Origin of the sequence: Phytoactinopolyspora limicola, assembly GCF_011320225.1 — a bacterium.
GTDB lineage: Bacteria > Actinomycetota > Actinomycetes > Jiangellales > Jiangellaceae > Phytoactinopolyspora > Phytoactinopolyspora limicola.
The window spans coordinates 207,871-227,346 of the sequence record NZ_JAAOEN010000007.1; the positions used below are offsets into that span (position 1 = coordinate 207,871).

General features: G+C 68.9%; 19 protein-coding genes. 4 read left to right on the top strand and 15 right to left on the bottom strand.

Annotated features, from left to right (window positions below):
* Nucleotides 1-3: 3 nt before the first annotated feature.
* Together G8760_RS18065 and G8760_RS18070 are read right to left on the bottom strand one after the other, a co-directional pair.
* Complete coding sequence (locus tag G8760_RS18065; RefSeq protein ID WP_166353745.1) at nucleotides 4-747, bottom strand: ATP-binding cassette domain-containing protein; 744 nt, start codon at nucleotides 745-747, stop codon at nucleotides 4-6.
* Between the two features lie 78 nt (nucleotides 748-825).
* A complete protein-coding gene (locus G8760_RS18070) occupies nucleotides 826-1,272 on the bottom strand; it encodes a hypothetical protein (RefSeq protein ID WP_166353747.1) in 447 nt (148 codons plus the stop codon).
* A gap of 393 nt (nucleotides 1,273-1,665) precedes the next feature.
* On the opposite strand from G8760_RS18070, the gene G8760_RS18075 reads away from it, so the two are divergent.
* Nucleotides 1,666-2,877: an amidohydrolase gene (locus G8760_RS18075; protein WP_166353750.1), complete on the top strand. Its 1,212-nt coding sequence runs from the start codon at nucleotides 1,666-1,668 to the stop codon at nucleotides 2,875-2,877.
* Here G8760_RS18075 and G8760_RS18080 read toward each other — a convergent pair.
* The 10 genes from G8760_RS18080 to G8760_RS18125 form a co-directional block, all read right to left on the bottom strand.
* Nucleotides 2,874-3,017, bottom strand: a complete 144-nt coding sequence (locus G8760_RS18080) for a hypothetical protein (protein WP_166353752.1) — start codon at nucleotides 3,015-3,017, stop codon at nucleotides 2,874-2,876. The genes G8760_RS18075 and G8760_RS18080 overlap by 4 nt on opposite strands.
* The gene (locus tag G8760_RS18085) at nucleotides 3,014-3,676 is read right to left on the bottom strand and encodes a DsbA family oxidoreductase (RefSeq protein ID WP_207782475.1); all 663 of its coding nucleotides are present in this window, start codon (nucleotides 3,674-3,676) and stop codon (nucleotides 3,014-3,016) included. Before G8760_RS18085 ends, G8760_RS18080 begins: the two co-directional genes overlap by 4 nt.
* Nucleotides 3,677-3,737: 61 nt before the next feature.
* Nucleotides 3,738-6,419: an N-acyl-D-amino-acid deacylase family protein gene (locus G8760_RS18090; RefSeq protein ID WP_166353754.1), complete on the bottom strand. Its 2,682-nt coding sequence runs from the start codon at nucleotides 6,417-6,419 to the stop codon at nucleotides 3,738-3,740.
* Nucleotides 6,420-6,485: 66 nt separating this feature from the next.
* Nucleotides 6,486-7,895, bottom strand: a complete 1,410-nt coding sequence (locus G8760_RS18095) for a M23 family metallopeptidase (protein WP_166353756.1) — start codon at nucleotides 7,893-7,895, stop codon at nucleotides 6,486-6,488.
* Nucleotides 7,896-8,267: 372 nt separating this feature from the next.
* Complete coding sequence (locus tag G8760_RS18100; RefSeq protein WP_166353759.1) at nucleotides 8,268-8,441, bottom strand: CsbD family protein; 174 nt, start codon at nucleotides 8,439-8,441, stop codon at nucleotides 8,268-8,270.
* A 79-nt stretch (nucleotides 8,442-8,520) separates the two neighbouring features.
* Nucleotides 8,521-9,096, bottom strand: a complete 576-nt coding sequence (locus G8760_RS18105) for an Asp23/Gls24 family envelope stress response protein (RefSeq protein WP_166353762.1) — start codon at nucleotides 9,094-9,096, stop codon at nucleotides 8,521-8,523.
* A gap of 34 nt (nucleotides 9,097-9,130) precedes the next feature.
* Nucleotides 9,131-10,147, bottom strand: coding sequence for a DUF6286 domain-containing protein (locus G8760_RS18110; protein WP_166353765.1), 1,017 nt, complete (start codon nucleotides 10,145-10,147; stop codon nucleotides 9,131-9,133).
* 2 nt (nucleotides 10,148-10,149) lie between these two features.
* On the bottom strand, nucleotides 10,150-10,320 hold the full coding sequence (locus G8760_RS18115; RefSeq protein ID WP_166353844.1) for a DUF2273 domain-containing protein: 171 nt from the start codon (nucleotides 10,318-10,320) through the stop codon (nucleotides 10,150-10,152).
* Between the two features lie 5 nt (nucleotides 10,321-10,325).
* Entirely contained in the window at nucleotides 10,326-10,733 is a 408-nt protein-coding gene (locus tag G8760_RS29925) for an Asp23/Gls24 family envelope stress response protein (RefSeq protein WP_207782477.1), read from the bottom strand.
* The gene (locus G8760_RS18125) at nucleotides 10,730-11,215 is read right to left on the bottom strand and encodes an Asp23/Gls24 family envelope stress response protein (RefSeq protein ID WP_166353767.1); all 486 of its coding nucleotides are present in this window, start codon (nucleotides 11,213-11,215) and stop codon (nucleotides 10,730-10,732) included. The genes G8760_RS29925 and G8760_RS18125 overlap by 4 nt, the downstream gene beginning before the upstream one ends.
* 169 nt (nucleotides 11,216-11,384) lie before the next feature.
* Here G8760_RS18125 and G8760_RS18130 point away from each other — a divergent pair, with 169 nt between their 5' ends.
* From G8760_RS18130 to G8760_RS18140, 3 genes are all read left to right on the top strand, one after another.
* Entirely contained in the window at nucleotides 11,385-11,945 is a 561-nt protein-coding gene (locus G8760_RS18130; RefSeq protein ID WP_207782478.1) for an RNA polymerase sigma factor, read from the top strand.
* A complete protein-coding gene (locus G8760_RS18135; RefSeq protein WP_166353772.1) occupies nucleotides 11,936-12,475 on the top strand; it encodes a hypothetical protein in 540 nt (179 codons plus the stop codon). The genes G8760_RS18130 and G8760_RS18135 overlap by 10 nt, the downstream gene beginning before the upstream one ends.
* A gap of 122 nt (nucleotides 12,476-12,597) precedes the next feature.
* The gene (locus tag G8760_RS18140; protein ID WP_166353774.1) at nucleotides 12,598-14,415 is read left to right on the top strand and encodes a serine/threonine-protein kinase; all 1,818 of its coding nucleotides are present in this window, start codon (nucleotides 12,598-12,600) and stop codon (nucleotides 14,413-14,415) included.
* 733 nt (nucleotides 14,416-15,148) lie between these two features.
* On the opposite strand, the gene G8760_RS18145 is transcribed toward G8760_RS18140, so the two are convergent.
* Genes G8760_RS18145 through G8760_RS18155 form a run of 3 tightly spaced genes read right to left on the bottom strand, consistent with a single transcriptional unit; the run spans nucleotide 15,149 to nucleotide 19,475 of the window.
* Nucleotides 15,149-17,320: a transglutaminase TgpA family protein gene (locus G8760_RS18145; RefSeq protein ID WP_166353776.1), complete on the bottom strand. Its 2,172-nt coding sequence runs from the start codon at nucleotides 17,318-17,320 to the stop codon at nucleotides 15,149-15,151.
* A complete protein-coding gene (locus tag G8760_RS18150; protein WP_246222600.1) occupies nucleotides 17,317-18,489 on the bottom strand; it encodes a DUF58 domain-containing protein in 1,173 nt (390 codons plus the stop codon). The genes G8760_RS18145 and G8760_RS18150 overlap by 4 nt, the downstream gene beginning before the upstream one ends.
* Nucleotides 18,490-18,494: 5 nt before the next feature.
* Nucleotides 18,495-19,475 carry an AAA family ATPase gene (locus G8760_RS18155; protein WP_425502353.1) on the bottom strand — a complete coding sequence of 327 codons (981 nt, stop codon included), beginning with the start codon at nucleotides 19,473-19,475 and terminating at the stop codon, nucleotides 18,495-18,497.
* Nucleotide 19,476: the final 1 nt, after the last annotated feature.

Here is a 19,476-nt window from a genome sequence, read left to right on the forward strand (position 1 = left end):
GACCTAGTCCTCTCGTACAACGAGCCTGGCGTAGGCCGCCTCGACCCGCTGCTCGGGCCGCGTATCGCCCGGAGCGACGGCAAGAAACGACGCCATGTCGCCGTGCTGCCGAACCCGCCCATCGGCGAGCACCACGACGTCGTCGTACATGGAGGTCAGGTCTTCGGTCTGATGCGTCGACACAACAACCGCTGCCGTCTCCCGGAGATCCGCCACCAACTCCCGGAACACGTGACGTTGCCCTGGGTCGAGCCCCGCCGTGGGTTCGTCCATGACGATGTAGTCGGCGTCATGGACGAGGCCCTGCGCGATCGCCATCCGGCGCAGTTGCCCGCCGGACAATTGACCGGATGGCCGGGAAGCTAGATCGGTCAGCCGCACCCGGTCGAGGGCCGACTCCGAGGCGTCCCACGCAGCAGAACGCGTCATACCTTTCAGCCAACCGCAGTAGGCGACCTGCTCTCGTACTCGCAGCCCGGGAACGGCCGTTACGTGCTGCGGGATCCAGGCGATCCGGCGGCGGAACTGGCGCACACCGGACCGGCCCTGCGGGTCGAGTCCGTCGAGACCGACCGTGCCCGCCCGTGGGCGCAGCGCCGTCACGGCGACACCCAGCAGCGTCGATTTACCCGCGCCGTTGGGCCCAAGCACCACGGTGGCCTTCGCGTCGAAGCCGAGCGACAACCCGTCGAAGACCAGAGACTTCCTGCGATAACCGAAGACAATGCTGTCCAGCGTCAGCGACATCCTCAACATCCCGTGCCGTAGCGCCCCCGGTGCGGGCGCTGATCAACGGTGAGTACACCACGGACCGGCCACGAGACACTAGTGATGGAACTTGTCTGCCCAAGCGGGCCGCAATGTGTATCGTCGCCGGCGCCGCCACTCGGCGACCAGCTTCCCCACCACCGAGAACACCATGCAAACAGCACAAAGCGCGAGCACGGCACCTACCGAAACCGGCCACACCGATACGGCGTAAGCGCCGCCGACGCCGATGCCGACGAGGACATACCACAGGATCCGCGCCCAGAGATGAACAGTCACACTCCGGCGTTCGATCCACCATCCGACAACGAACCAGGCCACGGCGCCGGGCATCCAGTAGAACGTACCGATCGCAACTCCGGCAAGTAGGCTGCCGCCGCCCGGCAACCCGACCTCGAACAAGACTGCCAACGGGGCGGATATGAGCAGCCACATGGCGAATAGTCCCCAGAGGAGGTCACGTCCGTTGATCCGAAACCTCGCTCGCGCCCTCGGCGCGCCCACGTCCGCCATGGTGTACCTCGCCCCAGCCTCGACTTGCCTGACAGCAAACTACGGGATCAGAGGATCCGGAAGGAACTCGTCGTCGCACCGGCGACAACAAGGAGGCTTACGGCCCAGCGCTCGTCGGCACGAGGAAGCTTGTTGTTGCCATGGCGACAACAAGGAGGCTTACTGCAACGCCGGGTGCACCACAAGGAGGCTTACTGCAACGCCGGGTGCACCACAAGGAGGCTTACTGCAACGCCAGGTGCGCGACCGCCCGACCGCCCGACCGCCCGACCGCCCGACCGCCCGACCGCCCGACCGCACTGAGCGTGCCGCCCGCCCCAGCCGTCCTGCCTCGCCGCGCTGATGCGTGGCACCATGAGCAGCCGACCACAAAGGGAGGGATACATGACCGACGGCCAGGTCACCCGGCTGCTGAACGTCCGCCCCTGGGGTGGTGATCCGGTCGACATCCATCTGGAGGCCGAGAGCATCACCCGGATCACTCCGCACAGTCCCGACGAGGCCGTCGCACCGGCCGATCGCCGCGGGACGGTCGACGGTCGCGGGTTGCTCGCCCTACCCGGATTCATCAACGCCCACGCCCACATCGACAAGAGCTGGTGGGGTAAGCCGTGGGTCAGTTATGGGGGCGAGACCTCCACACAAGGCCGCATCGCCCACGAGCGCGCCCACCGCGACGAGCTGGGTATCCCCGGTGTGGAGCCGACCGTGGAGGTCCTTAGGCAGATGCTGCGGACCGGTACCACCGCCGTGCGCACCCATGTGGACGTCGACACCGGCATCGGCCTGCGTGGGCTCGACGTCGTGCGGGAAGCGGTGGCGGCGGTCGACGGCGCGGTAGAAGTGCACATCGTTGCCTTCCCGCAGGACGGGGTGCTGCGCCGGCCTGGCGTGCTCGACCTGCTGGACACCGCCGCCCAGCAGGGTGCTCAGTACATTGGTGGCCTCGATCCGGCCGGTATCGATCGCGACCCGGTTGGCCAGCTGGACGCCCTCTTCGACATCGCCGAACGCCGCGGCGTCGGCATCGACATCCACTTGCACGACGGCGGCGAACTCGGCCTGTTCGAGATGGAGCTGATCGTCGACCGGACTCGTCGCACCGGGCTGGGTGGTCGGGTGAACGTCGCCCACGGCTTCGCGGTTGGGCAGATCGACACCGCTCGACAGGCCGATCTCGTCGCGTCGTTCGCCGATGCGGAGGTGTCGATGACGACGGTCGCGCCGCCGCGGGTCGCGCCGCTGCCCTTACGGACGTTGCGTTCGGCCCAGGTGCCCGTCGGCCTCGGCACCGACGGTATCCGGGACCTGTGGTCGCCGTTTGGTGATGGTGACCTGCTCACGCTTGCCCGCCAGCTCGCGCAGCTCAGTGGATTCCGCCGCGACGAAGAACTCGTCGACGCCGTCCGGGTCACATCGACCGATGCGGCGTCGTTCGTCGGCCGCGACGTGCATGATCTCGTCGAAGGTGCCAGGGCGGACATCGTGCTCGTCGACGCCGAGAATCCGGCCGACGCTCTCGTCCGGGCGCCGCGGCGAGAACTCGTGATCGCGGGTGGACGAGTCGTGGCGGATGCCCGCGTGGTGACCGGCTAGTCTCGCGGTTGGTCACCGGCGGTGGGGACGGCGCAGACCCCGTCGACGCACTCGCCGGCGCCGGGCTCCCCCATCATGACGAGGCCGGCCATCGACGGGGTGTCGGGCTCACCGACCGGCTCGCTGTCACGGTCGGTCATGGTGACACCTCCTGCCGGGCGACGCGGTCGAGCACGTCGGTGAAGACGTCGGATGGTTGCGCTCCGGAAACCCCGACGCGCCCGTCGAAGACGAAGAACGGCACGCCGTTGATGCCCAGTGCACGCGCCTGCGCGATGTCCGCGGCGACGTCGTCCGCATACCTACCGGAGTCCAGCGCCTGCTGGGCTACGGCCGGGTCGAGGCCGACGTCTCCGGCCAAGGCGACGAGGTTGTCCGTGTGGCCAACGTGGACACCTTGCTCGAAGTACGCCTTCAATAGCCGTTCCTTCAGCTCGACCTGCTTGCCCACCGTCTTGGCGTGGTGGAGCAGTTCATGCGCCTTCAGGGTCTTCGTGTGCTGAAGTGCGGCGAAGTCGAACGCCAAGCCTTCGTCGGCGGCCAGGCTGGTCATCTGGGCAAGCATCTGCTCCACCTGGTCGTGTGGCATCCGCTTGTGACGCACCAGGAAGTCGACCTCTGAGCCGGCAAAATCGACCGGTGTGTCCGGGGCGAGCTCGAACGAATGGAACTCGACGAGGACCTTCCCGCCGAACGCGGCCGTCGCCCGCTCGAACCGGCGCTTTCCCACGTAGCACCACGGACAGGCCACGTCCGACCAGATGTCCACCTTGATCTCGGACTCATCGGCAACAGTCACGTCCACCCTCAACCCGGAACGACGGCCACCTATTCCGGCCGACCACCTACACCGGCCGCGGTCACCGACGAATACGCACGGTGCCGCCGCTCAGCCGACCACGAAGCACATGACCCCCTTCGATCGTGATGGCGACGACGGTCTGGCCATCCGCCATCGGGTCGTGCTGATCCACCGTCATCACGAACGCTCTCTCAGCTGGTTCATCGGCGAGATTGCCCCTACCGGTCAGGCTGAACCAGCCGTCAGCGGTTTGGAGCATGCCGATAGCCGTGCTCCGAAAACTGATCCCACGATCGGGAACGTTGAGGACCAGTCGCCCGTCGGAGTCACGACCGTGCCGCGACGCGCTGAAGGCAAGCTGGGCGTGCCGCCACACCTCAGGGTCGGCCGGAGCGTCGCCCGGCATCCGTGGTGCGCGCTTCCCACCAGTACCAACACTCAGATACGACCAGTCGGTGACCGCACCCGAACAGCAGTGCGACGGGCCGACACCACCGGTCAGTGTCATGATCTCGGGGTCGAACGGTGCCACCTGCACCTGCCAGTCGAGCGGTTCGTCCGCTGAGTCCGGCCACATCTTGCCGCGCAGCATGTTGCCGGCCCGCCGCAGGACCACCCGATACCAGGCATCGTGTTGCACCGGGAACGGCATGGTCGCGCTGTCCAGGGTGTAGTAGCCGCCGTCGAGATACCGGCCGACCTGTAGCTGGTTCGGGGTGCTGTCGTGTTCCTGGACCCGCGCCCGGATGAAATACGACGTCTCCGAACTTGCCTCACCCGAGGTCAGGATCCCGAGGTGGAACAGCGTGCTGTGCCCGCGCGCACGGACCCGGCCGAACATCTCGACGTCACCGTCAACATCACCGACGTCATCCCAGGTCAACGCCCGTCGCCCAGACGTCGATCCCATCCGCAGCCGACGCGGGTCGTCGGCGATCGTCCACGACCCGTCGCGCCAATGCCGCGTCCAGCCGGCCGGCGGCTGGCCCACCTCGCCGCCGGTGAAATCGGCCACGAAGGTCTCGCCGTCGGCGTCTGGTGTTTCCATAGGCAGCAACCGGCCGTTCACGGCGACGCGGGCGCTGGCTTCGCCCGTTTCCGGCCGGGAGATCATGTTGTGCTCTCGACGCAACGCACGACCGCTGCGTGCACCGGTCAGGACACCGTCGTGCAGGGCGAGGCGACCGTTGACGATCACGTGCTCAACCCCTTCGGCGTACTGGCGGGGCTGCTCGAACGTGGCACGGTCGATCACTGTGTCCGGGTTGAATATCGCGAGGTCGGCGACCATGCCGGGCGCGATCACGCCACGATCGACCATGCCGAGGATCGTGGCCGGCAGGTAGGTCATCTTCCGGACGGCGTCCTCCAGGCTCAGCACACCGGCGTCCCGGACGTATCTGCCCAACACCCGCGGGAAGGTGCCATACCGGCGCGGATGGGTGCTCGACGACGTGCTCGCACCCCCGTCGGAGGCGATCGCCACGAGTGGGTGCCGCATGATCCGCCGGAGGTCGTCTTCGTGGCCGAAGTGGAAGATCGACGCGGTGTTCCCGTGGTCCTCGATGATCCGCATGGCAGCCTCGCCGGCGCTGACCGGAGAATCGTCCCACGCTCCGGCTGCGGCCTGAGCCAGGGTTTGCCCGATGGAATGGATGTAGACGTTCCCGGCCTCGCCGACCTTGCTCTCGACCAGTTCGTGGATCTCATTCTCGATCTGCGGGCGCAGCTGCGGATCCGCGAATCGTTGTAGATACGCCGAGCGGCCGCCCTCGAGCACCCATCGGGGAGCGATCCACGTCAACCCGGTCGACGCCGCCAGATAGGGGTACTGGTCCATCGCCGTGTAGACGCCGCGCTCGTTGAAGTCGTCGAGGATGGCCAGAGTGGTGGAGGACCGTCCCCAGCAACAGTTCATGATCTTGTGGTGGGTGACGACGGGGAGTAGGCCCGCGTTCTCGCCGATGGTGAAGTGTTCGCTGACGGCATCGACCACACCAGAATGCTCGTTGCGGATGTGACTGCCGGTGTTGGTCCGCCAGTCTCGGGCTACCTCGACGACGTCGACGACCTGATCGGTCTGGGCGAAGTAGGCCCGTGAGTACTCCAGGCCCAACGACACACCCCATGCCCCGTTCTTCAGCCCACTGAGCACGTTCCACCGCATACGCTCGATCTCCTCGGGCGTGGCTCGCCGGTCCTCGGTTCCGACGGTCTGCCCCCACACCGCGTTGAACCCGATGTAGGCACCGATGTTGATGCCCAGGCCCTGTTCCTCCAACGACAGCCGCTCCGCGATGCGGAGAATGCCACCACCATCGGGATGCAGGATCTCGGTGGTTACGCCTTGCCGCAACGAACTCTCGGCTATCGGCAACGCCCCATCCGCGGCATGCGAGTGCAGATCGATGAATCCGGGAGCGACGACGAGGCCCCGGGCGTCGATCTCGACCGACGCCGATACGGCGGAGAGATCGCCGATACCGGTGATGAAGCCGTTGTCCACCCCGATGTCGGCCACGACCCGATCTTGACCAGTGCCGTCGACCACCATCCCGCCCCGCACCACGATGTCGATGTGGGATCCGGTGCCGTCTACGTCGGCCGTTGACGGGCGCGCGGATCTATCCGCCCAGGCATGGCCGCCGACGGCGGTGACCACCGCCCCCGCCAGCGGGAGCGCCAGAAAACGGCGCCGTTCGATGGGCCGCCGCGGGGTGTCCTCCGACTCGTCACACATCTGGCAACCTCCTGAAGGGTTGGGTTCTCGGTGTGTCGTCGTGCTGCTCCGTGCGCCCCCGGATGGTCAGTGCGGGCCGCCGGTGAACCAGCCTCGGGTCCAGGCGATCTCTCCGCCGCGGACGGTCCGGTACCAGCCGTTCTTCACCTCACGGGTGAGGACAAGCGCACGGCTGGCCCCGTACTCGTCGATCTTGTTGCTCGTGTCGGGCCAGTTCTGCCCGTCGACCACCTTGTTGCCGTAAACATTGAGCCCGTCGATCCGGGTTCGGCTGTGGAAGATGTCGCTGTCCTCGGCATCTCCGGGCGCCATCCAGCCGTACTTCCATATCGCCGACTGCCCGGACACCCGATGTGGACAGCCGCCCAGCGCCGCGTAGCGGTCGTCGGGGTCGTCGCTGCGGTTCTGGGCCTCGGTGCACCGCCACAGCACCAGCCGCCACGAATCGCTGGTCCCACCCCGTCCGTACCCCAACAGGTAACGATCGGCCGAGCCACGCGACGGGTCATGCACGCCGATCAACTCCCCCGATGCACTCGGGGTCCGGCGCACGTCACGCGGGCCCGATCCCGTCACCCGGACCGGAAACAGCTGCGAATCCGCCGGTGCCGTGCCCGAGTGTGCGATCCAGCCCAGCTGCCCGTCGTCGAGCTCCACCCGATATTGACCTCGCCGGCTCTCCCGCACGGTGTAGACGTCGCCGACGTCGAGATCAGCGAGCCGCCCACTGGTTTGGCGGCCCGTCGTGGCATAGGCCCGCATGCCGCCCGCGGTCACCCGCACATCGAACAGCCGCGACGGCTGCTGGATCGGGCTCAACCCTTCGTATTCACCGGGAATGAACTCGTTGACGTCCACCCAATCGCCGATCTCGAAACCCGGGATCGAGAACGGCGGACCACCCATGGTGTCTTTACGAATTGAGAAATGAACATGTGGCCCCGCCCAATACGCGCTGCCAGTCCGGCCGACATAACCGAGCGGAGTGGAAAGTCCGACGTCGTCGCCCACCGACACCAGCGGCTGGTCGGCCATATGGACGTAGGACGTGAAATACAGTTGCCCCTGCTGACCCTCGTGCCGGATCACCACCTGATAGTTGTTGCTGGAGAAACGGGCCCGGGTCACGGTTCCCGGCCGCGCCGGATAGACCACCGCATAGTGCGGTGCGGTCAAATCCGCCGAGCCGTTGTGATGGCTGCCCGTCGGGTAATAGTCCGTGGCCGACACCCACGACGAGACAGGCCAGACGAACTGCCGACCGTTGCCGGGCCCCGGCGTCACGTGCGACATCGTGGTGACGTGCCCTTCGGGGCCGGAGCTTCCTACATTGACGTTGCGCGCCCAGGTGTCCACTGCTCGCCCCGCCGCGTGTGCCTGACCGCCGAGTGCCACCGCCAGTGCGCCGGCCACAGGCAACGCCAGGAATCGTCGCCTGCCGAGTTCGTTTGGCACGTCTTCCGGCTCGCCACTCATGTGCATTCCTCCTCGGAGTTCCGAACGCTGAGATCGTCGACGATCCGCTCTATTTCGGCGCGGATTGTTCTGGCATGGCAGAAGTTTCCGATGAAGCTCGGAATTCACGTCGAGCCTGGAGAAACGAATCCCGAACTACTACCACCGTTTCGAGTAACGCTCATCTAGGGAATGCAACTTGAGCAACATTTGAGGTCGGGTGAATATAAGGTCAGCGCGTCGAACACACGAAATTCACTGCACAGTCGACCCGCGCCGAGGCATCCCGGGTGGAGAGGACACGAAAAGGCGGCCCGGCCGATAAGGCCGGGCCGCCACAGGGAGGTGGTCGTCGTCCCCCGTTAGTACGACGACCACCCGTTCATGTGTGAATCAGCGGTCGAAGGCGTCCTTGATGTTCTCGCCAGCTTGCTTGACATCGGACTTGGCCTGATCGGTTTTACCCTCGGCCTCCTTCTCCTCATCGCCGGTGAGTTTGCCCCAGGCCTCCTTCGCCTTGCCAGCGATGTCTTCGGCCATGTTCTTGGCCTTGTCCTCAGCACCCATGAGTGCCACTCCCTTTCCTTACTCGACGCGTCGAGTCACTCAGTGACCGACACGTATCGCCGTCCCCCGACGGCGACGTCTACTGCACCCGGCTGGTCTTCGACGTGGTTCCCCGCCCGGTGAGCACGATCCGATAGCGCAGCCCCGACTCGAGGCCAACCTGAGCGCTCAGCACTGCCGAGGCATGACGCGCCGCGTCAGTGGCCTCGCCGAGATCGGCGCCCGGATCGATGCCGGCACGCAGGTCGACCAGCCGCTCCCCCCGTTCGTCGACGATCACCCGGCCGGACCGCAGCTGCAATCCGGTGGCTCCTTCCAACGTGTCGCGCGCGGACTCGACGAGCGCGTCGCAGCTCACGGTGAGCCGCCCACCACGGCCACTGCCGGACAGCTCAAGACGGTGCACCGTCCGTCGCCGCAGGTGTGCTGCCAACCAGGCGACACCAACAACGGTAAGCACTATCCCGGCGCCGCCGACGGCCCACGGCCACCAACGGGTGTCCGTCCAATCGAGAACCGGGCCAGCATCCAGTTGATCGACCGCGCCGGAAATCCAATCCTGGCGCCAAGCCACCGCCGCCGCCCCGGCCGCGAGCAGAAGGAGCCCCATGACGAAGACAACCACCCGCTCCGTACCAGCTGCACCGCGTCTCATGGCCGCACCTCCATCCGCTCCATGTCCACCCGTCTCATGGCTGAACCCCGCTGCGCCGCACCGACGTGCGGACGTCGTAGGGGCCGTCCAGACGGTCGAGCCGTTCATGCACGGCGTCGCGCACCTCGCTCTCCGCGGCGGCCTCACCGTCGGTATCGAGCCGGACGACAACGGACGTGCCGCGGGCCACCGCCCTGACCTTGATGACGCCGGGGTGCTGACGAGCGGTGTCGGCCACGAGCCCCTCGACTGCCCCACGTGACACATACACTCCGGTGTCCGAGGTGAGCGGTAGTGAACGGCGCGGACGTCGCCACAGCGCCGCCAGCACGAGCCCCAGACCCACGACCATGGCCAGCGCGCCGGCCACCACCATCCAGTCGGCCGGGCGCAAGCCGTCCACCCGCTCCAGCACCGCACCGATCGGACCGTCGCCCTCGATGACGCCGGACGCGACGAGTGCATCGAGGCCGGCGACGACGCCCAGGGCGACGGCGACCAAAGCCAGCAACACCCCGGCCGCTCGTGCTGGGCCGGGCCGCGCGGGCCGGTCGGCCGCCGGCAGGACGGGTGTGTTGTCGGCAACCGATGGTGTTCCGACGGCGGCCAGGTGGACGTGGGCGATGTCGACCGTCAGCCCCGCCAATTCACCCACCCGCCGGCGGACCACATCGCGCACCCGACGGGCCCAGTCCGGCAGCGAGCCACCGTCGGGTGTGGCGACCTCGATCTCGATCCGCACATGCCGGCCGATCACCTTGACCTGGGCCTGCGGCAATGACCGCGCGCCGAGACCGGCCAACCCCTGCTTGGATCTGGTCCGGCCGGTGACCTCGGCGGCGGCCTGTTCGGCTATCCGCCGCACCGCCCGTTCGTCGATCCGCAGCCGGCCGCGGTCCGATGGGTCCGGCACCCCCAAGGATTCACCCATCGGTTCCGCGCCGGACTGCCCCATCGGTTCCGCGCCGGACTGGCCCGCCGATGCCGCGGCTGGCGACGCCATCGGCTCGGCGCCGAGCTCGGGCTCGTGCTCGTCGACCTCCCGCGACATGGTTAGTCCCGCTCCCGGCCTCGCAGGGCGGCCCGTAGGTCGAGTTCGCCGGACAGCTGGCCGGCGATCAACCACCCCAGCGCGCCAAGCCCCAACGCCACCAGGAAACCTCCGACGCCGCCGGCGGCCGCTGCGATTCCCAGCAGCAACCCGGCGAACAGCCCGGTGTTCATCGCGTTCACGACGTTCCCTCCTCACCCTCGTCCGAGCCCTGGCCCGGCCTGTTCCGCGCCTGCGGCGTTTCGGCACCGCGAGCGGCGACATCTGCGACCATCACGTCGACGTCGCCGGGGCGCACCGCCGTCACCGCCCGGCGTACGGCGTCCGCGGTCGGCGGCACCGGCGCTCCCCACGCCACGATGACGTGCACCTCCGTGCTCCCGTCGTGCAAGCGCACACCGGGGACGCGGCGGCCGGGTAGGTAACTGCCGACCTCACCGAACAGCCCTTGGTACAGAGACGCCACACCGTCGACGGCCAGAACCGCCTCGGCGACCGCGTCGGCCACGCTGGCCTCGTCCGGCCGGCTAGCACCCGGCCGGCCGGCACTCGACGGGCTGGTGCCCGCAGGCTCCGCCGGGTTCATTCGACCCGGCTCTCCCGCGGTTCGGTATCGTCGTCACCCTCCAGGTGGACGTCGTTGACCATGATGTTCACTTCGGTGACCTGGAGCCCGGTCATGCGCTCGATGGCGGTGATGACGTTGCGACGAATACCCGCCGCCAAGTCGACCACCGACACCCCGTACTCGGCCACGATGTCCAGATCGATGGCGGTCTGCCGTTCTCCGACCTCCACCGACACCCCCTGCTGGAAGTTGGTGGTAGAGCCTGGGAACCGTTCGCGCAGCGCGCCAACCATTCGGGCGGTGCCACCGCCGAGGTCATAGACGCCAGCCACCTCTCGCGCGGCGATGCCGGCAATCTTGGAGACGACCCCGTCCGCGATAGTGGTGCGCCCCTGATCGGTGACCAGCGGCCCGTTGTCGTTCTTGGTCGCAACTTCGGAGGACGTTTTACCGCCGCCCTGGGAACTCGCCTGGGTGCTCTTGTCGGTCCGCTCAGCCATGATCGGCTTCCTTCCGTTCAACTTCCGCCTACCGTCTCGGTGTGGCCCGTCGCCGGTAGGACACGGCTCCCACCGGAAACGTCACGCTCACGTCGACGTGACCTACATCACGCTACCGCTCGACCCATCAGCCGTACGGCCATTCAGGAAAGAACGTCACACTGGCGCCGTGGGCACCTCGCGAGACCCGACCGCGGTCGACGACCTAGTCCTGGCCCGGCGGGCCGGGCTGGGCGATCGCCAGGCGTTCACCGAGATCGCCCGAAGGCACGGCGCGGCCATGTACCGCTTCGCCCGACGGGTCTTACTCAGCGACGCCGACGCCGAAGAGGCAGTCCAGGATGCTTTGGTCTCCGCCTGGCAGCATCTCGCCGAGTTCCGTGGTGACGCCGCGTTGCGAACGTGGCTGTTCCGGCTCACCCTCAACCGCGCCCACAACCTGCGACGGCAGCGGCGGCCGGAGCCGCGAGAGGTGGACGAGGACACCCTGCCGCCGGCCAGCGGAGCCGACCCCGAAGGCAGCACCATCGAACGTGAACTGGTGGCGGCACTGGATCGAGCGCTTGCTCAACTGCCCGAGCGGCAGCGGATCATCTGGTTGCTGCGCGAGGTCGACCAACTGAGCTACGAAGAGATCGCGGACATCACGCACACCTCGAAGGACGCCGTTCGTGGACAATTACACCGCGCGCGGCGCACCCTGGCGGAGAGGTTGGCACCATGGCGATGACACCAGACCCGCAGCACGAGTCGCGGTCCGACGGCGCGGCCACACCACAAGGCGACGCCGTACAGACGTCGAAAGACACCACCGAGCCCGAACTCGACACCCGGGTGGTCGACCGGGCCGCGTCAGCCTTGCGCGCCTACACCGACCACGGCTGGAATCGGGCGTCGCCGCGCATCCTCGATCAGATCCTCAGCGCCACTCGCCGATCCCGCCCGATCCAGGCTCGCGGCGCCACCGGAACCTTCCACGTCAGCGATCAAGTAGCCACGGCCTACCTTCGGGAAGCCATCGACGAGGTCGCGGGTGCCGAGGCCACACACATCGGCTTGGAATTGGACGACGACGTACTCGTGGCGGTGCGGCTGGCGGTTGCCGTCGACTACCCCCGCGCCGTATATCCGCTGGCCGACGAGGTACGCAGGGCGGCACGACGCTGCCTGAAGGAGGTGCTCGGCAGTATCGACCCAGCACCGTCGATCGATGTCGACGTCCACATCTTCGACGTCAACCCCCCTCCCGAGTTGTCCTGAGTGGCGCCCCCTCCACACCCGGCGCACCAGCCCGCGCAGACGTGTACCCCAGCCGGGATGTGCGGACGTGTCTGTCCGCCATGGCACGATAAGATCCGGTTGACGCCAGAGGGGACAACACCATGACAGGCGGTAATCGCGGGGCGGGCGGTGGGGCGCCCGATGAGCCGTCCGGCGCGGCGTGGGCTCCACGGTCCAGCCCGACGCCGGAACGCGCCATGCCAACAAGTGGCGATTCGTCGTTCCACCTCGCTGGCTACCACGACTTCATCGAGGTCGCCCGGGGCGGCGACAGCGTCGTCTACCGCGCCCGCCAGGATGGCCTCGAACGAGACGTCGCCATCAAGGCGGTGTCGATCGACGATCCCTCGACCCGCGCCCGCTTCCAGCGGGAACTAGACATCACCGTCCGGCTCGGCCGGCAGCATCCACACATCATCACCGTCCTCGACACCGGCACCAGCGCCTCGGGCCACGCGTGTATCGTGATGGACTTCTTCGACCTGGGGTCGGTCCACGACCGCGTCACGACCCAGGGGCCATTGTCCGTCGACGACGTCATCACCGTAGGGTCCGTGGTGGCCGACGCGCTGCATTTCGCCCATGGTCACGGCGTGCTGCACCGCGACATCAAACCGCAGAACATCCTGGTCCTGCCCACGTCATACGTGTTGGCGGACTTCGGCATCGCCCGGATGGCCGACGCCGGCCACACCGCGTCGTTGGAACGGTTCAGCTACCGGCACGCCTCGCCCCAGGTGCTCGATGGCGAGCCACCAACCCCGGCCGACGACGTCTGGTCGCTCGGGTCCACCATGTTCACTCTGCTCGACGGCCGCCCGCCGTTCTCGGCCGACGACCCCGACGACGACACCGCCCTGGCCTATCTGCGCCGCGTCCGTAGCGGTGAACTACGGTCCCTATACCGCCCGGACGCTCCTCGCGAGCTGGTGCGGATCGTCGAGTGTTGCCTCAGCGCCCGGCGGGAGGAGCGCTTCACCGACGCCGCTACCCTCGCGGCGGCGCTGAGCGGGCTGCGCGCGGCCGGATCGTCCTGGGCGCCTGGTGGCGCGGGAACCGCGGTGGGCGCCGGCAGCGAGAGCACGGGTGAAACTCCGGGCGACGGTGGGCGCGGGGTTGGCGACGCCTCGCCGACGTCGCCTCCCGGCACTCATCCAGCGCCCGCGCCTACGGGTAGCACCGTCACCTGGGGGCCGGTCGACGCCGTGCCGTCGCTGCCTCCACCGCAGCCGGCCGCCCCAGGACCGGTTGCACCGTCGGCCTTGGCCCACCTGGCTGCGCCTGCCGCGGGCACCCAAGCACTCGGACGGGTCGCGTCCGGCCCGTCCACCTTCGATCCCGACCCCGACGTCACCGGCCTCCGGCCCGCCGAGCCGTCGCCGGCTGAGCCGGTCACCCCCGACGACACCCCCACCGGCACGCGCTCTGGGCGCTCCCGGTGGATGGTCACCGTGGCATTCCTAGGTGGGGCGCTGCTGCTCGGCACCCTCGGCGGCGCACTCATCGCGGTGCTCGGATCCGGTGGCGACGCCGACCCGGGTGTCCAGGCGTCCACCCCACCCGCCGGCGGTCAAGAGATCCCCGTCGACCCCGAACTCACCCCGGCCAACGACGCACTCGACCCGACCGTGAACGACCCCGACGTGGCGCCCAGAAGAGTGCTCATCAGCGACCAGGGCACCAGCGTCCGAGTCAGTTGGACTGATCCGACTGAGGGCAACGCCATCTTCATCGTCGTCGACGTCACTGACGAAACCAGCACGCCGCATGCGGTCGCGCAAGTGGCGCAGGAGCGGGAAGACGTCACCATCGAGGGCATCGACCCGCAACAGCCGGAGCTGTGTTTCCAGGTGGTTGGGATCCTCGCCAACGACCCCGACCGCGCCGGTGCATCCGAGCGCACCTGCCTCACCCGCTAACCCCCTCCCCCGTTGTGCACCTGATCGTCGTTTTGTCACCTGATCTTCTTTATGGCGACGATCAGATGCGTAAGCGATGGCGACGTTGCTGGTCAGCGCGCGGTAGCGTCGTCTGATCGCATCCCGCGATACGGACGGTAAACGATCAGATGCACCAACGGGCCCGGCACGGCCGTTTATGCATCTGATCGTCCAGCGCTGCGCATCGCGGCATCGACCGCTCCGCCACAAATCTTCTGGTCGAATGCCTATGTACGCCAAGCGCCGGCGCCTGGTGCGTTGAACGCCGGTTGGCGCGCCCGCTATGCACCCTTTGTGGAGGCGCTCGGCGTACCAGGCGTCAGTGTCGAGGGTTGCCACTGTCACAAACAGCGACGGTGCTCTGCGGCGATGGTCGCTAGGCACGACGCGCGGAGCAGGCTGGATCGCAACGCGAAACGGCGACGATCACCGAGCAGCGCGGTGAACGAACGAGTGGCCGGGGCCCGATCCGGCCGCACATGCCCGGACGTGGTCGCGCTTGTCCGGTCCACGACGTAGACGGCTGACGATCAGATGCATAAACGGCCGTGCCGGGCCCGTTGGTGCATCTGATCGTTTACCGTCCGTATCGCGGGATGCGATCAGACGACGCTACCGCGCGCTGACCAGCAACGTCGCCATCGCTTACGCATCTGATCGTCGCCATGAAAAAGATCAGGTGACAAAACGACGATCAGGTGCACAACGGGGGTTAGGGGCGGCGCAGGAGTCGGGGGTCCACCCACCAGAGGAGCCGACGGGTCAGGCCCGCTCCGCGACGCAGGTCGCGGCTGACCGCGGAGGCGAGCAGCCACGGCTCCGACGTTCCACCGCCGGCCCGCCGGCCACTGCGGGCAGGTTCGGCACGCGGCGCGAAGGCGGCCCGTTCGGCGAGTTCGGCTAACAAGCCGGCCCCGACCCGGCCCGGCGCATCCTGGGCCAGCGCACCGGCCAACCCCGGGGCGGGCAGGTTGGGCACCGGACGCTGCCCGGCCAGCCACCACGCGTCCAGCGTCTCCTGCCAGGCGCCGACCGCCCCGGTGCGCCGATGCCTCAGCCGGCGGCGCAGCCGCAACCCTACGATCAGCGCCGCGGCGGCAGCCACCAGCAGTCCGGCCGTACCGGCGAGTACACCGATGGCGGGTCCCGCGGCGGTGTCCTCGTCGTCGCGGTCCGCGGCCTGTGGTTCGGCCGTGGGCTCAGGAGAGTTCGCCGGATCGTCAGGGCCGTCGTCCTCGGGGATCTCGTCTTCGCCGGTGAGGATCTGCCGGTCGCCGTCGCCGAGGTCACGTTCGGATGGAGTCGGATCGAATGCCACCCAGCCCGCGCCGGAGAGGTAGACCTCGGGCCACGCTTTGGCGTGCCGGCCCATGATCACCGACACGCCGTCGGCGTCTGGTGGCGGGACGTCGAAGCCGACGACGAGCCGGCTGGGTATTCCCAGCGACCGGGCCATGACGACGAACGCGGTGGCGAATTGCTCGCTGGTGCCTCGTTGGGCCCCGGGTAGGTCGTCGTCGCCGAACAGGAAGTCTTCGAGCCGGGCATACGAGGATCCGACCGGCGCGACCGGGTCGAGGGTGCGGCCGACCCGGACCAGCTCCTCCAGGGCTAGCGCCTGCTCGCGCCTCGTGGTTGCGTGCTCGACGCCGCTGGCCGCGTATTCGGCGAAGGAATCGGGTAGTCGCGGCACGTCGAGGTAGCGCTGGGGGACGACGGCGGGTACCCCGGCGCGTCGTTGTGCACCGACCGGCGCCCGGTCGGCCGTGCCGCGCACGGTGTAGCGGAGCCCGGTGTGCAGCCCGGCTGGGCGCACGACGCTGCCGGTGTCGGGGTCGACGTAGACGTCGTCGAGTGAACTGGCCGAGGGCAGCCCGGCCGCTGGCAGCCAGTTGCCGTCCAACTCGGCGATCTCGACGACGATGTCGTAGTCCTCGTTGTGCCGCCCAGGTGGAAGATCGGCCCGGCCCACCGATCCCAACGGCTGGAATCGAGCGTCGACCCGCCACCGGGCGCCGTCGAAGTCCGGCATGGCCACCAGTGCCAGCTGTGCCGGCGGTGTGCCTCCCACCCGGAACAGTTCCAGGTCTACCTGTTCCTCCCACCACCCCAGTAGCGGGAGTGGGCTGGTGGCGGCGACGTCGACCACCGGGGGCGCGACGTGTTCTCGGGGCTCGAAGGCGTCGTCTCCAGGGAGCGCGGCGGCGACCAACGCTGCCGACGCCGAGACGACCAGAGCCCCGATCCCGGCCAGGGCCGCGGCGCGGCGGCCGGGCGATCTGCGCAGTGCGGCCCGGGCGGCTCTCGATCGGGCGTCGGGGCGGTCCAGCAGGATCCATCCGGCGCCGGCCAGAACCACCACCGCGACGGCCACCACGCCGTACCGGTCCGCTTCGCCGGCGGTCAGCAGCGCACCGGCGACGTACACCAGCGCGGCACCGGCCACCGGGGCAACACCGAGCCGGTGCCCCCGGTCCACCAGCAAAAACACGGTCAGCGCCACCAGTGCTACCAGCAACCCGGTGGGCGCCAGCAACTCGGCGACGGCGGGGGCCGGCCGCGGCGAGGTCAGCAGCGTCGGCACCGCATCGATGAGCGGTCCGAGCAGCGACAACCCCGGGGAGTCCCGCCATGCCGGCAGTTCGGTGACCACGGCGGGGTCGTGTGCGGCCCGCAGGACGGCCAACGCCACGGCGGTGCACAGCCCGCTGGCGGCGGCCGCCACGAGCCATCGGGGCAGCTTGAGGGCGCGACCGGCCATCACCAGCCCGAGCGGGATCAATACGGCGAGGGCCAACGCCGGCAGGGCAGCCCAGCCTTGGTAGGCGGGTGCGAGCGTCAGGCTGGCGGTCAGCAGCACCAGTGCCGCCCAGGCGAACCTCATCGGATCACCGCCAGGTTCCATCCGTCGACGATGTCGTCGGCCCGCGGTCCACGCAGCACCACCACGCCGGCGACCATCTCGCTGAATCGGTCACCGTGCGGGTCGATCAGCGCCAGCACTCCGAAGGCCGAGCGGCCGGCGTCGACCAGCAGCGACGCGGTCGGTGCGAACTCCCCGGAGATCACCGCGACGATGTCGGAGCCGTGCAGGGCGGTCGCCGCCGCCGCGGTCTCGTCCCGGTCCGTGGGTTCGAGCGCGGCCAAGCCGTCCAGCACCGGTCCCGTCACCGCGACCGCAGCGGCGCCGCCGTCGGAGTCGACGCTGGTCTCCCCGGGGAGTTCGACGTCGAGCGCGCCGCTGAGGGTCACGAGCCGCCCGGGGTGCCCGCCGGCAGCGGCCGCGGCCACCAATGACGCCGCGACGTCGGCGGCCTCTTCGAAGCCGTCGCCGGAGTAGCTCGACAACCGGTCGTCCAGGAGGACGGTCAGGTGTGGCCGCGAGGGGTCGGCGTCGTCGCGGATCATCAGCGTCCCCGTGCGGGCGCTGGATGCCCAGTGCAGGCGGCGCAGGTCGTCGCCGGGTACGTACTCGTGCAGGCCAACCAGGTCCGTGCCGCCGTGTTCGACGCGTTCGTCGGCGCCGACGTGGCTTCGTTGGATGCCGCGTGGGAGGCCGACGACGGGCAGCACCCGCGGCAGCACCGTCACCGTGGCCCGGTCGCCGAATCCGCTGCGAGCTACCGCCAGGCGGGCCAGGCCGCGCCGCAGCAGGGTCAAGGGGCCCATCTCGACGATGCCGCGCCGGTGGGTGGGGACGTCGATGTCGATCCGCTCGGTGGCGCCCGCGGCCAGCACGGGGACCTCGACCGGTAGCGGCCGACCGGCCACCAGGTCTTCGCCGTCGATGCGCACCGGCAGCCACGGCGAACGGTTGGTGAGCGACAGCCCGGCCTGGCATGGCGTCAGTCGGCTGACCCGGGCCTGCGGGACCATCCGACGCACCGTCAGCGGCGCCGGAAGGGCGGCGCCGCCGACGGACACCACCACCATGGCGAGCAGGGCCGCGCCGAAGCCGGCCACTCCGGGGTAACGTGCCCATAACCCGGCGGCCAGCATCACGACACCAGTTGCGAACACTCCCCAGCCGCGGGCGGTGAGCCGTACCGGCATCGGGCTCACACCGCGGACGGTCGCGGGACGTCGACCCGCGACAGGACGTCGTCGAGCACCCCGGCGGTCGTCTCCCCGGCCAGCAGCGCCTCCCGGCTGAGCACCAGGCGGTGCGCCAGCACCGGCTGGGCGAGCCGTTGTACGTCGCCAGGTACGACGTAGTGCCGTCCCTGTGCGGCGGCGTAGGCCTGGGCACAACGCACCAGGCCACGCAGGCCGCGGGTGCTCGATCCGAGCCGCAACCGGGTGTCGTCGCGGGTGGCGGCGCCGATGCCGCGGATGTACCGCAGCAGCGGCTCGGCCACGTGCAGCCTGGCCAGCGCCCGGGTCTGGGCGGCCACCTGCTCCGGGGAGCTCACCGTGGCGACCTGCGCGACCGCGCCGGCACCGCTACCGGGGCGCAGCACGTCGAGTTCGTGTTCGACGTCCGGGTAACCGATCGTGGTACGCACCAGGAACCGGTCGAGTTGTGCCTCGGGGAGCCGGTAGGTGCCGTCGAGGTCGATCGGGTTCTGGGTGGCGATCACGATGAACGGGTCGGGTACGGCGTGCCCCACGCCATCGACGGTGACGGTGTGTTCCTCCATCACCTCGAGCAGCGCCGACTGGGTTTTGGCGGCGGCCCGGTTGATCTCGTCGGCGAGCACGACGTTGCTGAACACCGGGCCGGGGCGGAACCGGATCTCGCCGGTCTGGGGGTCGTAGATGGACGTGCCGGTCACGTCCGACGGCAGCAGGTCCGGGGTGAACTGGACCCGGTGCGACGAACCACCGACGGCCGCCGCCAGCGACCTGGCCAGGGTGGTTTTCCCGGTGCCGGGAACATCCTCCAGCAGCACGTGCCCACCGGCGAACATGGCGACGGCGGCCAGTTCGACGACACCTCGTTTGCCGCGCAGCGCCACCTCCACGGCGTCGACGATCCGGCTGTGCAGCGTCCGGAACGACGCGACCTCGTCCTCGGTGAGGGCGTGGGTACCCGTCACG